Annotated in this window: 13 protein-coding genes; 9 read left to right on the plus strand and 4 right to left on the minus strand. The window is 67.8% G+C overall.

Annotation, left to right across the window (positions count from 1 at the left end):
• Positions 1-3: 3 nt before the first annotated feature.
• The 3 genes from KDW55_RS07635 to KDW55_RS07645 form a co-directional block, all read right to left on the minus strand.
• Entirely contained in the window at positions 4-762 is a 759-nt protein-coding gene (locus KDW55_RS07635) for a PhaM family polyhydroxyalkanoate granule multifunctional regulatory protein (protein WP_040142219.1), read from the minus strand.
• 81 nt (positions 763-843) lie between these two features.
• Positions 844-1671 (minus strand): enoyl-CoA hydratase/isomerase family protein, encoded by an 828-nt coding sequence (locus tag KDW55_RS07640; RefSeq protein ID WP_209821148.1) that lies wholly within the window; start codon positions 1669-1671, stop codon positions 844-846.
• 136 nt (positions 1672-1807) lie between these two features.
• A complete protein-coding gene (locus KDW55_RS07645; RefSeq protein ID WP_212160824.1) occupies positions 1808-2800 on the minus strand; it encodes a fumarylacetoacetate hydrolase family protein in 993 nt (330 codons plus the stop codon).
• 125 nt (positions 2801-2925) lie between these two features.
• On the opposite strand from KDW55_RS07645, the gene KDW55_RS07650 reads away from it, so the two are divergent.
• From KDW55_RS07650 to metH, 5 genes are all read left to right on the plus strand, one after another.
• Positions 2926-3801, plus strand: a complete 876-nt coding sequence (locus KDW55_RS07650) for an IclR family transcriptional regulator (RefSeq protein ID WP_059544669.1) — start codon at positions 2926-2928, stop codon at positions 3799-3801.
• 165 nt (positions 3802-3966) lie between these two features.
• Entirely contained in the window at positions 3967-5214 is a 1248-nt protein-coding gene (locus KDW55_RS07655) for a DUF3108 domain-containing protein (protein WP_212160822.1), read from the plus strand.
• Positions 5215-5456: 242 nt separating this feature from the next.
• Positions 5457-5714 carry a DUF3567 domain-containing protein gene (locus KDW55_RS07660; protein ID WP_006477667.1) on the plus strand — a complete coding sequence of 86 codons (258 nt, stop codon included), beginning with the start codon at positions 5457-5459 and terminating at the stop codon, positions 5712-5714.
• 302 nt (positions 5715-6016) lie between these two features.
• Positions 6017-7084, plus strand: coding sequence for a homocysteine S-methyltransferase family protein (locus KDW55_RS07665; protein WP_040142229.1), 1068 nt, complete (start codon positions 6017-6019; stop codon positions 7082-7084).
• A 42-nt stretch (positions 7085-7126) separates the two neighbouring features.
• On the plus strand, positions 7127-9844 hold the full coding sequence (gene metH, locus KDW55_RS07670) for a methionine synthase (RefSeq protein WP_059544663.1): 2718 nt from the start codon (positions 7127-7129) through the stop codon (positions 9842-9844).
• Between the two features lie 332 nt (positions 9845-10176).
• On the opposite strand, the gene KDW55_RS07675 is transcribed toward metH, so the two are convergent.
• The gene (locus tag KDW55_RS07675; RefSeq protein ID WP_040142233.1) at positions 10177-10500 is read right to left on the minus strand and encodes a DUF1840 domain-containing protein; all 324 of its coding nucleotides are present in this window, start codon (positions 10498-10500) and stop codon (positions 10177-10179) included.
• A gap of 200 nt (positions 10501-10700) precedes the next feature.
• Between KDW55_RS07675 and argS the strand changes: the two genes are divergently transcribed.
• From argS to KDW55_RS07695, 4 genes are all read left to right on the plus strand, one after another.
• Complete coding sequence (argS, locus tag KDW55_RS07680; protein WP_059544661.1) at positions 10701-12497, plus strand: arginine--tRNA ligase; 1797 nt, start codon at positions 10701-10703, stop codon at positions 12495-12497.
• 119 nt (positions 12498-12616) lie between these two features.
• The gene (locus KDW55_RS07685; RefSeq protein ID WP_069241805.1) at positions 12617-13504 is read left to right on the plus strand and encodes an SPOR domain-containing protein; all 888 of its coding nucleotides are present in this window, start codon (positions 12617-12619) and stop codon (positions 13502-13504) included.
• A gap of 71 nt (positions 13505-13575) precedes the next feature.
• The gene (locus KDW55_RS07690; protein WP_040142238.1) at positions 13576-14217 is read left to right on the plus strand and encodes a thiol:disulfide interchange protein DsbA/DsbL; all 642 of its coding nucleotides are present in this window, start codon (positions 13576-13578) and stop codon (positions 14215-14217) included.
• Positions 14218-14236: 19 nt separating this feature from the next.
• Positions 14237-15010 (plus strand): SDR family oxidoreductase, encoded by a 774-nt coding sequence (locus tag KDW55_RS07695; protein WP_040142240.1) that lies wholly within the window; start codon positions 14237-14239, stop codon positions 15008-15010.
• Positions 15011-15029: the final 19 nt, after the last annotated feature.

A 15029-nucleotide genomic window follows, 5' to 3' on the forward strand; every position in this document is an offset into this window, starting at 1 on the left:
GCGTCACGTCGAGCGCTTCGGCGGCCGGGTTTCCGGCGACGAAGCGGCGGCTGCGCGCGCGGCGGCCGAGCCGGCCGGCTTCGCGCGCTTCGCGGCCGGCTTGCGGGGCGCGGCGGCGGCCGGTGCGGGCGCGTCTTTGCGGGTAGACGACGCGGGTTGCTCGGGCGGCGCATCGGCCGGCGCCCCGGGCTGCATGCCCGGCTGCGCCATCGCGAGGCTCGCGAGCTGGTTGAACTGCGCCTGCAGCAGGTTCCACCAGCCCGACGGATCGAACGCTTGCTGCGCGGCGTCGGGGGCTGGCGGCGCATCGGCTGGCGCGCCGGCTGCCGCAGCATCCGGCGCCGGCTGCGTATCGGCGGGCGGTGCCGAAGCGGCTTGCGCGGCAGCGACCGCCGCTTCTTCCGCTGCCGACATCGAGCTTTGCGCGAACGCGCCGAATGCGCGCAACGTCGCCAGCGTCGCACGCTGGACCTCGAGCGCCTGGATCGCGGACTGCAGCATGCCGAGGTTGAGCTTCAGCCATTGCTCGACCGCACGCAGATCGGTGATCCGCTTGTCGAGCTCCTCGACGCTCGTGAGCGGCGCCATCATGTCGGACATGGTCGACAGCGACGGCGGCAGCCCCGACGCAGCGCCCGGAAACGACGCCATTCCGCCGAACGGCGACATCCGCATCATGTCCCACATCCGGTCGAGCATGTCGGCAGGCTTGAAACCGGCAAAGCCGGCGAAAGGGTTGGAGCCGGAGGCATCGGTCGTCATACGGGCGTCCTGGGTTGACTGGGTGGGCGAAGCGGCCGACGCCGCGCGTGCAGCCGCCTTTGATTCGATGATAGCGCGTCGTCAGAACGGTGCGCCGCCGGGGAAGTCCGGTGCGCGCCGCTCGCGCAGCGAACGAATGCCTTCCTGCACGTCGGGCCCCGAGAAGCCCATGAATTCGAGCGCGAGCGACGCATCGAACGTCGGCCCCGCGCTGCGCAGCCAGTTGTTCAGCGCGTACTTGGTCCAGCGGACCGCCGTCTGCGATCCGTGCGCGAGCCGCTGCGCGACCTCGTACGCCTTCGGCAGCAGCTCGGCCGGCTCCACCGCGAGCGACACGAGGCCGATCCGCTCGGCCTCGTCGCCGCTCACGGGTTCGCACAGCAGCAGGTAGTACTTCGCCTTCGCCATTCCGCACAACAGTGGCCAGACGATCGCCGCATGATCGCCGGCCGCGACGCCGAGCCGCGTATGGCCATCGATGATGCGGGCGTCCTTCGCGGCGATCGAGATGTCGGCGAGCAACCCGGCGACGAGCCCCGCGCCGACGGCCGGCCCGTGCATCGCGGACACGATCGGCTTGCTGCAGTTGATCACGTTGTAGACGAGGTCGCGCGCTTCCCGCCATACGCGGGCGCGCACGTCGAAGTCGTTCGCCATCGACTCGACGAGCGCGAGATCGCCCCCCGCCGAGAAACCCTTGCCCTCGCCGCGGATCACCGCGACGCGCGTGTCGGGATCGCGATCGACGTCGCGCCAGATGTCGGCGAGCTCACGATGCATGCGCTCGTTCGCGGTGGCGAGGCCGCTGCGGTTCGCGCCCTCGCCGCTCATCACGATGTCGAGCACGCCATGCTCGCGGCGTGTCACCTTCAATGCTTCGTAACCGCTGTATGCGGCGAGATCGGCCATGCTCAGCTCCGGGTTCGGGAAACGCGTTGAACGTTTGAAACGCTTGAATCGAGTGTAGCGAAGCCCGCGCGAGCAAACATCGGGCGAAACCCAGCGTGCGCGCCGCGCCCCGGCGTCGCGCGCAATCGCGCCACCGTCAGGCCGCGCCGTCCGGCGGCGCGACCGCCTGCTCGATCGCACCGAAGATCGACTTGCCGGCCGCGTCGAACATCTCGATGCGCACGGTGTCGCCGTAGCGCATGAATTCGGTCTGCGGCGCACCGTGCTCGATCGTCTCGAGGCAACGCTTCTCGGCGATGCAGCAGTAGCCGCGCTTCGCGTCCTTGTTCGACACGGTGCCCGAGCCCACGATCGAGCCGGCACGCAGGTTGCGCGTCTTCGCCGCGTGCGCGATCAACTGGCCGAAGTGGAACACCATGTCGGTGCCCGCATCGGGCTGCCCGACTTTCTTGCCGTTCCAGTGGACGATCATCGGCCGGTGCACGCGGCCTTCGCGCCACGCTTCGTCGAGCTCGTCGGGCGTCACCGCCACCGGCGCGAACGCGGTCGCCGGCTTGCTCTGGAAGAAGCCGAAGCCCTTCGCGAGTTCCGCCGGAATCAGATTGCGCAGCGACACGTCGTTCGCAAGCGTGATGAGCCGCACCGATTTCAGCGCGTCGTCGGGCGATGCGCTCATCGGCACGTCGCCGGTGATCACCGCGACCTCGGCCTCGAAGTCGATGCCCCACTCCTCGGACGGGCACACGATGTCGTCGCGCGCACCGAGGAAATCGTCGCCGCCGCCCTGATACATCAGCGGATCGGTCCAGAACTCCGGCGGCATCTCCGCACCGCGCGCACGGCGCACGAGCTCGACGTGGTTCACGTATGCGGAGCCGTCGGCCCACTGGAACGCGCGCGGCAGCGGCGCCATGCAGTTCGCCGGATCGAACGCGAATGCGTTGCGTGCGCGTCCGTGGTTCAGCGCTTCGTACAGGTCGCGCAGTTGCGGCGCGTAGAACGCCCAGTCGTCGAGGACGCGCTGCAGCGTCGGCGCGATCGCGTCGGCGATTGCCGCGGTGTGCAGGTCGCGCGACACGACGATCAGCTGGCCGTCGCGCGTGCCGTCCTTCAGCGATGCAAGTTTCATGGGGTATCTGCCGTTGTAGTGACGATGGAGGGAATCTATTTTACGATGGTGAATCCGTGCGGCGCGCCACGATCGCGCATGCCGCTTCCGTCCCGACCTTGCCGCCCAGTCGCGCCCCGTTGCCCATGCCCGCCAGCCCGCTTCCCGACGACGATCTCGCCGATTCCGATACCGACGACGCCGGCTCCGGCGAGCACGGCGAAGGCGGCGAGAAGGTCCGCTCCGGCATCCAGTCGATCGAGGTCGGCTTTCGCCTGCTCGACGTGCTGACGAGCGAACCGCGCGCGATGATGCTGCGCGACCTCGCGCAGCGTGCGGGCATGAGCCCGGCGAAGGCGCACCGCTATCTGGTCAGTTTCCTGCGGCTCGGCGTGGTGTCGCAGGATCCGGTGTCGGGCCGCTACGAGCTCGGCGGCTTCGCGCTGCAGATGGGGCTCGCGCGGCTCGCGCGCGTCGACGGCGTAAAGCTCGCGCGGATCGCGCTGACCGAGTTGCGCGACCGCGTCGACCAGACCGTCGGCATCGCGGTGTGGGGCAATCAGGGGCCGACGATCGTGCACTGGATGGAATCGAGCCATCCCGCGAAGGCGTCGCTGAAGCTCGGCGACGTCATGCCACTGCTCGGCTCCGCGACCGGCCTGCTGTTCGCCGCCTACCTGCCGCGCAGCAAGACCGCCGCGATGCTCGAGCGCGAGCTCGCCGACACGCGCCGCTCGCCGCATCACGGCGGCCCGCGCACGCTCGATGAAGTGGAGGCGGTGCTCGCCGACGTGCGCGCGCATCAGGCCGCGCGCGTCGAGGGGATGCTGCTGCCGACGATCCACGCGTTCTGCATGCCGGTGTTCGATTCGGTCGGCGAACTCGCGCTCGCGATCGTCGCGCTCGGCCAGGAAGGCATGTTCGACATCGCGTGGGGCGGCGAGATGGATACCGCGCTGCGGGCATGCGCGCAGAAACTGTCTTACGAACTCGGCTATAGTCCGGACGCGCGCGACGCGTGATCCGCATGACCCGCGGCGCGCGTCATCTCCGCGCCCCGCGCGTGCCGCAGTCGCGGCGCATCCGTGCGATGCACTGCGAACGCGCGGCGCGTCCGGCGGTCCGATTGCTGTGACGCATTGCCCGCGCCGCGCCACGACCAGCCCCAACCCTGTCCCGTTTCGCCGATGCCGCCTGCCGACACCCGCCCTCGTCACGACCTGCCCCGCCACTGGCTGCGCGCGGGCATCGCGGTCGTCGTCGTGCTCGTGCTGCACGCGCTCGCAGCGTTGTGGCTGACGCGCAATCACGATGCGTTCACGCCGCCCGCGCCCGCCGAGATCCCGGTGCAGATCGAGCTGCTGAAGCCGCGGCCGATCGAGCGCCAACCCGCCCCGAAGCCGGCCGACCGTCCTGCCGAGCCCGCGCCCGCGAAGCCGGCTCGCGCCGCACCGAAGCCCGCGCCCGCGCAGGAGCCCGTGCTCACGTCGACGCAGACGGCCGAGCACGGCGAACCGCCGCCGGCCGCGTCCGGCGCGTCCGCTGCAAGCGCCACGGCCGGCGCGTCGGACACGCCGGCGGCATCCGCGGCCGGCGCCGGTAGCGCCGCGCCCCCCGGCCCCGCGACGAACGGCGTGAAGTTCGCGGCGCCGCCGTCCGGCGATCTGCAGTACGACACGTTCTACAACGGGATGCAGAACATGATCGGCACGATCCACTGGCGCACCGACGGTCACGCGTACGATCTGTCGGTGTCGATGCCCGTGCCGTTCGTGGGTCCGTTCGCGTACCGCAGCGAAGGCCGCATCGATGCATTCGGCGTCGCGCCCGACCGTTACGTGGAAAAGCGCGGCAAGCGGCCCGAGGACATCGCGATCTTCAATCGCGAGATTCGGCAGGTCGTGTTCACGCGCACGCCGAACAACGCGCCGCTGCCCGACGGCGTGCAAGACCGCTTCAGCATGCTGATGCAGTTGTCGGGGCTCGTGCGCGGCAATCCGTCCGCGTACAAGCCGGGCGTCACGCAGCAGTTCTTCGTGATCGACAACAACAACGGCGAGACCTGGCCGATCACGGTGATCGGCGACGAGGACGTGCAGACGCAAGCAGGCATCGTGCGCGCGCGTCACTTCATGCGGCTGCCGCGCCGCGAAGGCGACACGCGGCGCATCGACATGTGGCTCGCGCCGTCGCTCGGCTGGCTGCCCGCGAGGCTCGTACAATCGGAGCCGAACGGCGCGCAAATCGAGCTGCTGTGGCACGGCCCGCTCGCGCCGCCGCGCGCACCTGCCGATGCCGCGCCGTCAGGAGGAACGGCGTATGCGCCCGCCGCAGCATCGTCGCCTGCGGCGGCGCCGGCGCCGGCCGCCGCGCCCGCGCAACCCGTGCAGCAGCCGGCAGTGGAAGTGCCCGCGCCGGCGTCCGCCGCACGGTGAAATCGACGAATCGGCAATTTCGACCGATTAAAGAACGGGCGGAAACGGCCGATGACACTCTTTAACAACTATTTCAGTGCACCGGATCACAATAGGAACGTTTGATAGACATCGGCTTCTAACCGATACACCCCACGCAAACGGGAGAACGGGGTGTGCAGCGCAAGCCCCTTGAAACCGGCACGGCCCGCCCCACCTACGGGACAACAAGGCCAGATGCCACTGCGAAGAGGAGTGCCGCCATGCAAATGATCTACAACAGCCCCAATTACTGCGTCGTCGAATTTGCGCCGCAGGCCGGCCACCATCTGATGAATGCCGGCGGATATGAAATCGTCGACAAGAACGCGCAGCGCGAAATCTTCATCGACGGCGAGCTCGCCGAGCGATTCCGCGCGCACGTGAAGCAGTTGATCGAGGATGAGCCGTCGCTCGACGAAGTGGACGAATTCCTCGGGCAATTCGACAGTCTGATGATGATGCCCGTCGTGCTGCATTAACCGACGCCCAAGGCCCGGCCGAACGCCGGGCCGCTCGCCGTGCACTTGCGCGGCGTCGCGAGCACTCCGATCCAAGCCCCCGCCCCGGTTCGCCGGGCGGGGGTTTTCGTTTGGTTTGCGCCCGCACGCGTTCGTTGCGCGGGCAACGCCAGGCCGCATGCTTCGACGGCATGGCCGCCGCACCTGCGGTCGCGCGCAATCCGCCTGTCGCTCGCCCGGCCGCGCCGCGTCGCGCGAGGCCGGGCGGCGCATGGGCGCACCGGCTACAATGACGGTTTTCCCGTCTTCGCCCGTCTTCCGCCATGTCTGCGACTCCTCTCGCCGCTTCCGCCCCGCTCGACGCGCGCTACACGCGCGGCGCCGAACTGCCCGCGCTGCTGAAATCGCGCATCCTGATCCTCGACGGCGCGATGGGCACGATGATCCAGCGCTACAAGCTCGACGAGGCCGCATATCGCGGCGAGCGCTTCAAGGACTTCCCGCGCGACATCAAGGGCAACAACGAACTGCTGTCGCTCACGCAGCCGCAGATCATCAGCGAGATCCACGACAAGTACTTCGCGGCCGGCGCGGACATCGTCGAAACCAACACGTTCGGCGCGACGACGGTCGCGCAGGCCGACTACGGGATGGAAGACCTCGTCGTCGAGATGAACGTCGAGTCGGCGCGGCTCGCGCGCGCGTCCGCGGCCAGGTACGCGACGCCGGACAAGCCGCGCTTCGTCGCCGGCGCGATCGGGCCGACGCCGAAAACGGCGAGCATCTCGCCGGACGTGAACGATCCGGGCGCGCGCAACGTCACGTTCGACGAGCTGCGCGACGCGTACTACCAGCAGGCGAAGGCGCTGCTCGACGGCGGCGTCGACCTGTTCCTCGTCGAGACGATCTTCGACACGCTGAACGCGAAGGCCGCGCTGTTCGCGCTCGACGAACTGTTCGAGGACACCGGCGAGCGCCTGCCGATCATGATCTCGGGCACCGTGACCGACGCGTCGGGCCGCATCCTGTCGGGCCAGACGGTCGAGGCGTTCTGGAACTCGCTGCGTCATGCGAAGCCGCTCACGTTCGGCCTGAACTGCGCGCTCGGCGCGGCGCTGATGCGCCCGTACATCGCCGAGCTCGCGAAGCTGTGCGACACCTACGTGTCGTGCTACCCGAACGCGGGCCTGCCGAACCCGATGAGCGACACCGGTTTCGACGAGACGCCGGACGTCACGTCGGGCCTCTTGAAGGAATTCGCGCAGGCCGGGCTCGTGAACCTCGCCGGCGGCTGCTGCGGCACGACGCCCGAACACATCGCCGAGATCGCGAAGGCGCTCGCCGACGTAAAACCGCGCCGCTGGCCGAGCCAGTACAGCGACGCCGCCTGACCGACAGCCCCCACGCCCTACATCACACGAATTCGCACCGCCATGACCGATCACATGATGCGCCTTGCCGGCCTCGAGCCGTTCAACGTCACGTCCGGGACGCTCTTCATCAACGTCGGCGAACGCACCAACGTCACCGGCTCGAAGGCGTTCGCGCGAATGATCCTCAACGGCCAGTTCGACGAGGCGCTCGCCGTCGCGCGCCAGCAGGTCGAGAACGGCGCGCAGGTGATCGACGTCAACATGGACGAGGCGATGCTCGATTCGAAGGCGGCGATGGTGCGCTTCCTGAACCTGATCGCATCGGAGCCGGACATCGCGCGCGTGCCGATCATGATCGACTCGTCGAAGTGGGAAGTGATCGAGGCCGGCCTCAAGTGCGTGCAGGGCAAGGCGATCGTGAACTCGATCTCGCTGAAGGAAGGCGAGGACGCGTTCCGCCATCATGCGAAGCTGATCCGCCGCTACGGCGCGGCCGCGGTGGTGATGGCGTTCGACGAGACGGGCCAGGCCGATACCTACCAGCGCAAGATCGACATCTGCAAGCGCTCGTACGACTTCCTCGTGAACGAAGTCGGCTTCCCGCCGGAAGACATCATCTTCGATCCGAACATCTTCGCGGTCGCGACGGGCATCGAGGAACACAATAATTACGCGGTCGACTTCATCGAGGCGACCCGCTGGATCAAGCAGAACCTGCCGCATGCGAAGGTGAGCGGCGGCGTGTCGAACGTGTCGTTCTCGTTCCGCGGCAACGACCCGGTGCGCGAGGCGATCCACACCGTGTTCCTGTACCACGCGATCCAGGCGGGGATGGACATGGGCATCGTGAACGCGGGCCAGCTCGGCGTGTACGCCGATCTCGATCCGGAGCTGCGCGAGCACGTCGAGGACGTGATCCTGAACCGGCGCGCGGATTCCACCGACCGCCTGCTCGAGATCGCCGACAAGTTCAAGGCGGGCGGCGCGAAGAAGGAAGAGAACCTCGAGTGGCGCAACCAGCCGGTCGAGAAGCGGCTCTCGCATGCGCTGGTGCACGGGATCACGACGTTCATCGTCGAGGATACCGAGGAAGTGCGCGCGAAGATCGCCGCGGCCGGCGGCCGCCCGATCAACGTGATCGAAGGCCCGCTGATGGACGGGATGAACATCGTCGGCGACCTGTTCGGCCAGGGCAAGATGTTCCTGCCGCAAGTCGTGAAGTCCGCTCGCGTGATGAAGCAGGCGGTCGCGCACCTGATTCCGTTCATCGAGGAAGAAAAGCGGCTGCTCGCGGAAGCGGGCGGCGACGTGCGCGCGAAGGGCAAGATCGTGATCGCGACCGTGAAGGGCGACGTGCACGACATCGGCAAGAACATCGTGTCGGTCGTGCTCCAGTGCAACAACTTCGAAGTCGTCAACATGGGCGTGATGGTGCCGTGCAACGAGATCCTCGCGAAGGCGAAGGTCGAGGGCGCGGACATCATCGGCCTGTCGGGCCTGATCACGCCGAGCCTCGAGGAAATGGCGTACGTTGCGTCGGAGATGCAGCGCGACGACTACTTCCGCGTGAAGAAGATTCCGCTGCTGATCGGCGGCGCGACCACGTCGCGCGTGCACACGGCCGTGAAGATCGCGCCGCATTACGAAGGCCCGGTCGTCTACGTGCCCGACGCATCGCGCTCGGTGTCGGTCGCGTCGAATCTGCTGTCGGACGAAGGTGCGGCGAAGTATCTCGACGAACTGAAGTCCGATTACGAACGGATCCGCGACCAGCACGCGAACCGCAAGGCGCAGCCGATGGTCACGCTCGAGCAGGCGCGCGCGAACAAGACCAAGGTTGACTGGGCGAACTACACGCCGGTGAAGCCGAAGTTCATCGGGCGGCGCGTGTTCAAGAACTACGACCTGAACGAGCTCGCGAACTACATCGACTGGGGCCCGTTCTTCCAGACCTGGGATCTCGCGGGCCCGTACCCCGCGATCCTGAACGACGAGATCGTCGGCGAATCGGCGCGGCGCGTGTTCTCCGATGCGAAGTCGATGCTCGCGCGTCTGATCCAGGGCCGCTGGCTGACCGCGAACGGCGTGATTGCGCTGCTGCCGGCGAACACCGTGAATGACGACGACATCGAGATCTACACCGACGAATCGCGCTCTGAAGTGCTGCTCACGTGGCGCAACCTGCGCCAGCAGAGCGTGCGCCCGGTGGTCGACGGCGTGATGCGCCCGAACCGCTCGCTTGCCGACTTCATCGCGCCGAAGGAATCGGGCGTCGCCGACTACATCGGGATGTTCGCGGTGACGGCCGGCCTCGGCGTCGACGTGAAGGAAAAGCAGTTCGAAGCCGACCACGACGACTACAGCGCGATCATGCTGAAGGCGCTGGCCGACCGTTTCGCGGAAGCGTTCGCCGAAGCGATGCATGCGCGCGTGCGCCGCGAGCTGTGGGGGTATGCGAGCGGCGAGACGCTCGACAACGATGCGCTGATCGCCGAGAAGTACACGGGCATCCGTCCCGCGCCCGGTTACCCGGCGTGCCCCGATCACCTCGTGAAGCGCGACATGTTCGCCGCGCTGCATGCGGACGAAATCGGGATGAGCGTGACCGATTCGCTCGCGATGCTGCCGGCGGCGAGCGTGTCGGGCTTCTATCTCGCGCATCCGGACAGCCGCTACTTCTCCGTCGGAAAAATCGGGCAGGATCAGCTGGACGACTATGCGCGGCGGATGGCGCTGTCGCTCGACGACGCACGCCGCGCGCTGGCGCCGCAACTGTAACCGCAGCGGCGTCGCCGCTGCCGCCGCCACGCGCGCCGGTCGACGGCCGCATGGCGCAGCAGTTCTGTCACGCACCCTCGGCGATCTCGACATTCGGCGCGACGGCTCGGGTGCGGTTCTCGGGCCGCCGCTTTACGCGCCGCTTCAAATGGGACCGCTGCGTTCGCGATGTCATGCGCCGCCGCGAACGCTGACGCGCGCGCTGGACGGCGACACGCAGGCCGCCAGGCGCGCGAGCGCGAGTTCATCAGACAAAAAGAAACGGCCCGCTGCGAGCGGGCCCCTTCACTGCCTTTGCAGGCTTGCAAACCGCGTCAGTCGCGCGACGACGCTCAGAAGCCCCAGTGCACGTCGGCCTGCCCGGCCTTCGCTTCGCGAAGCATCGTGAGAAACGGCGCGACGCGCTGCGCGAGGCTCGGCGGCACTTCGTGGTGCGCGTGGTCCGCATCGTCTTCGTGGAAATGACCTGCGTGCTCGGCGCGTTCCTGCTTCGCCTGCGCGACCGCGCCTTCCAGCTTCGCGATCGCGTGATCCAGTTCGTCGTGCGTAATCACGCCGCGTTCGCCCAGTTGCTTGCCGACGAGGCCCAGCACGTACACGGCGAAATCCTTCAGCACGTCGAGATCCTGTGCCGCCTTGCTCTTGAACGTAATCATGACAATTCCCTTTTCATCTTGTTGTGCCCGCGCGGCGCGGTTGGGGGGACGCCGGCAGGCCGGCGTCCGGCCTCGCGGACGCGGGGCGCCTGAGCGGCATATTAGCACCTGTTAAAATTCTGCGATCCCTGAAACGCGCGCTTAAAAAGCGCGCCGGCCGGCCGGCGTTCCGGCCGCCACCAACGAAGCCTTCTACCAGCATGCTGCCAGCACACAAACAGACCCTCGAAGCCCTGCTCGCGGATAGCGTCACGCAGGTCGCACACGCGCTGAAAGGCGCCGACGCGGCAAACGCCGACGTGGCGTTCGTCGCCCCCGCCATCACGCTGGAGCGCCCGAAGGTCGCCGCGCATGGCGACGTCGCGTGCAACGTCGCCATGCAGCTCGCCAAGCCGCTCGGCACGAACCCGCGCCAGCTCGCCGAGAAGATCGTCGCCGCGCTGACGGCGCACCCGGCCGCGCAAGGGCTCGTCGACGCGGCCGAAATCGCGGGCCCCGGCTTCATCAACCTGCGCCTGAGCGCCGCCGCGAAGCAGGCGGTGATCGGCGCCGTGTTCGCGCAGGGTCGCGCGTTCGGCACGTCGGAGCGCGAAAAGGGCAAGCAGGTGCTGCTCGAATTCGTGTCCGCGAACCCGACCGGCCCGCTGCACGTCGGCCATGGCCGCCAGGCGGCGCTCGGCGACGTGCTCGCGAACGTGATCGCGAGCCAGGGCTATGCGGTCCACCGCGAGTTCTACTACAACGACGCCGGCGTGCAGATCGCCAACCTCGCGATCTCGACGCAGGCGCGCGCACGCGGCCTGAAGCCGGGCGACGCGGGCTGGCCGGAAGCCGCGTACAACGGCGAATACATCGCCGACATCGCGCGCGACTACCTGAACCGCGAGACGGTCGCGGCGAAGGACGGCGAGCCGGTCACGGGCGCGGGCGACATCGACGATCTCGATGCGATCCGCAAGTTCGCGGTCGCGTATCTGCGTCACGAGCAGGACATGGACCTGCAGGCGTTCGGCGTGAAATTCGATCAGTACTATCTCGAGTCGTCGCTGTACAGCGAAGGCCGGGTCGAGAAGACGGTCGACGCGCTGATCAAGGCCGGCATGACCTATGAGCAGGACGGCGCACTGTGGCTGCGCACGACCGATGAAGGCGACGACAAGGATCGCGTGATGCGCAAGTCGGACGGCACGTACACGTACTTCGTGCCGGACGTCGCGTACCACGTGACGAAATGGGAGCGCGGCTTCACGAAGGTGATCAACATCCAGGGTTCGGACCACCACGGCACGATCGCGCGCGTGCGCGCCGGCCTGCAGGGGCTGCACATCGGCATCCCGAAGGGCTATCCCGACTACGTGCTGCACAAGATGGTGACCGTGATGCGCGACGGCCAGGAAGTGAAGCTGTCGAAGCGCGCGGGCAGCTACGTGACGGTGCGCGACCTGATCGAATGGTCGGGCGGCGCAGCGCCGGGCCAGGAGGCGGCTCCCGACCTGATCGACGAGGCGACCATCACGCGCGGCCGCGACGCGGTGCGCTTCTTCCTGATCTCGCGCAAGGCCGACACCGAGTTCGTGTTCGACATCGACCTTGCACTGAAACAGAACGACGAGAATCCGGTCTATTACGTCCAGTACGCGCATGCGCGGATCTGCTCGGTGCTCAACGAACTGAAGGCCCGCTACAACGTCGACGTCGCGCAGCTTCCGGGCGCCGATCTGTCGCAGCTCACGAGCGCGCAGGCCGTGTCGCTGATGCAAAAGCTCGCCGAGTATCCGGACATGCTCACGCACGCGGCGAACGAGCTGGCGCCGCACGCGGTCGCGTTCTACCTGCGCGATCTCGCTGGTGAATTCCACTCGTTCTACAATGCGGAGCGCGTGCTGGTCGACGACGAAGCGCCGCGCAACGCGCGCGCCGCGCTGCTCGCCGCAACCCGCCAGGTGCTCGAGAACGGCCTGACGGTGCTTGGCGTGTCCGCGCCCGCGAAGATGTAAGGATGTCAGCGCGGCCCGAACCGGGCCGCGAATGGCTGCGGCAGCGCCGCCGTCGGATTGCCCGACGGCAGATGCCCGCCGCGGCCTTTTCACGATTCTTTTTGCAGGTGACTCAAGCAATGGCACAACCACGCCGCACGTCGAAGCAATCGAAACAAGCCGGAGGGACATTTCTTGGAATCGTGCTGGGCCTGATCGTCGGCCTCGCGATCGCGGTGGTCGTGGCGCTCTACATCACGCGTTCGCCGTCGCCGTTCGTGTCGAAGGTCGCGCCGCCGCCGGCCGACAACGGCGCGAGCCAGCCGCAGCAGTTCGACCCGAACCGCGCGCTGCAAGGCAAGACGCCCGGCCAGCCGGTGCCGCAGGCCGCGCAATCCGCGCCCCCCAATACCGCGCCCGGCCAGGCCGCGAATCAGACCCAGGGCGGCTTGCTGCCCGAGCCGCAGATCGTCGAGGTGCCGCCGTCGGGCAACACGAACGGCTCCAGCGGCTCGAACAACAGCACCGCGTCGAATAACGCGTCGTCGGGCAACGGTGTCGCCGTCGCGCCGAAGCCGGCCGACAACACGCCGCCGAAGAAAACGCAGCAGGCGCAGCAACAACAGCAAGGCGGCGAGGACGACCTCGCGCGCTTCGCCGCACAGAAGCAGGCGCAGCAGGCGGCCGCGCAGAAGCAGCAGCAACAGCAACTGGCGAACAACACGCCGAAACCAACGTCGTCGGCGGCGCCCGCCGCGGCAGCGAAGCCGCCGACCGCGAACGACGCGAACACCGGTTACTTCCTGCAGGTCGGCGCGTACAAGACGGAAAGCGACGCAGAGCAGCAGCGCGCTCGGCTGGGCTTCCAGGGCTTCGAATCGAAGGTGTCGAAGCGCGACGTCAGCGGCGTGACGTACTTCCGCGTGCGCGTCGGCCCGTTCTCCAAATTCGAGGATATGAACTCGGCCCGTCAGCGCCTGTCCGATGCAGGTGTCGACACGGCGGTGATCCGTTTCACCAAGCAGTAAGCAACCGGCCGCGCCCCACGCAGATTCCGTTACGTTTCGTAACCCCGAGCAACTGATTCGACGTTCACAACATGAAAAAACTGCTTAGCACGCTCCTTCTGTCCCTGGGCCTCGCCGCCGCGGGCTTCGCGCAGGCCTCGCCGGCCGCACCGGCCGCCGGCAAGGACTTCGAGGTGATGAAGTCGCCGCAACCGGTGTCCGCACCGGCCGGCAAGGTCGAGGTCATCGAATTCTTCTGGTACGGCTGCCCGCACTGCTACGAATTCGAGCCGACGATCGAGGCGTGGGTGAAGAAGCAAGGCAACAACATCGACTTCAAGCGCGTGCCGGTCGCATTCCGTGACGACTTCATCCCGCACTCGAAGCTGTTCTACGCGGTGTCCGCGCTCGGCATCTCGGAGAAGGTCACGCCGGCGATCTTCAACGCGATCCACAAGCAGAAGAACTACCTGCTGACGCCGCAGGCGCAGGCCGACTTCCTCGCGACGCAAGGCGTCGACAAGAAGCAGTTCATGGATGCGTACAACTCGTTCAGCGTGCAGGGCCAGGTCAAGCAGTCGGCCGAGCTGCTGAAGAACTACGCGATCGACGGCGTGCCGACGGTCGTCGTCCAGGGCAAGTACAAGACGGGCCCGGCTTACACGAACAGCATCCCGGGCACCGCGCAGGTGCTCGACTACCTCGTGAAGCAGGTTCAGGACAAGAAGCTCTGATCCCCGCCCGCGCGCCGGCATGACTACTCCGCTGAAGGTCTTCATCACCGGCGCGTCGAGCGGCCTCGGCCTCGCACTGGCCGACGAATACGCGCGCCAGGGCGCCACGCTCGCCCTCGTCGCGCGCCGCACCGATGCGCTCGATGCGTTCGCGCGGCGCTTCCCCAAGTTGTCCGTTTCCGTCTATTCCGCCGACGTGCGCGACGCCGATGCGCTCGCCGCCGCAGCCGCGTCGTTCATCGCCGCGCACGGCTGCCCCGACGTCGTGATTGCAAACGCAGGCATCAGCCAGGGCGCCGTCACGGGCCAGGGCGATCTCGCGACGTTCCGCGACGTGATGGACATCAACTACTACGGCATGGTCGCGACGTTCGAGCCGTTCGTGGGGCCGATGACGGCCGCGCGCCACGGCACGCTGGTCGGCGTCGCGAGCGTCGCCGGCGTGCGCGGGCTGCCCGGCTCCGGCGCGTACAGCGCGTCGAAGTCGGCGGCGATCAAGTATCTGGAGGCGCTGCGCGTCGAGCTGCGCCCGGCCGGTGTCGGCGTCGTCACGATCGCCCCCGGCTATATCCGCACGCCGATGACCGCGCACAACCCGTACCGGATGCCGTTCCTGATGGACGCCGACCGCTTCGCGGCCCGCGCCGCACGTGCGATCGCGCGGCAGCACGCGTTTCGCGTGATTCCATGGCAGATGGGCGTCGTCGCGAAGATACTGCACGTGCTGCCGCGCTGGCTTTACGATCGCCTGTTCGAGAAAGCGCCGCGCAAGCCCAAGGCCGGCGCACACTAAGTGCAGCGTGGAGCCGGCG

Origin of the sequence: Burkholderia sp. AU19243, from assembly GCF_018148075.1 — a bacterium.
GTDB classification, from domain to species: domain Bacteria; phylum Pseudomonadota; class Gammaproteobacteria; order Burkholderiales; family Burkholderiaceae; genus Burkholderia; species Burkholderia latens_A.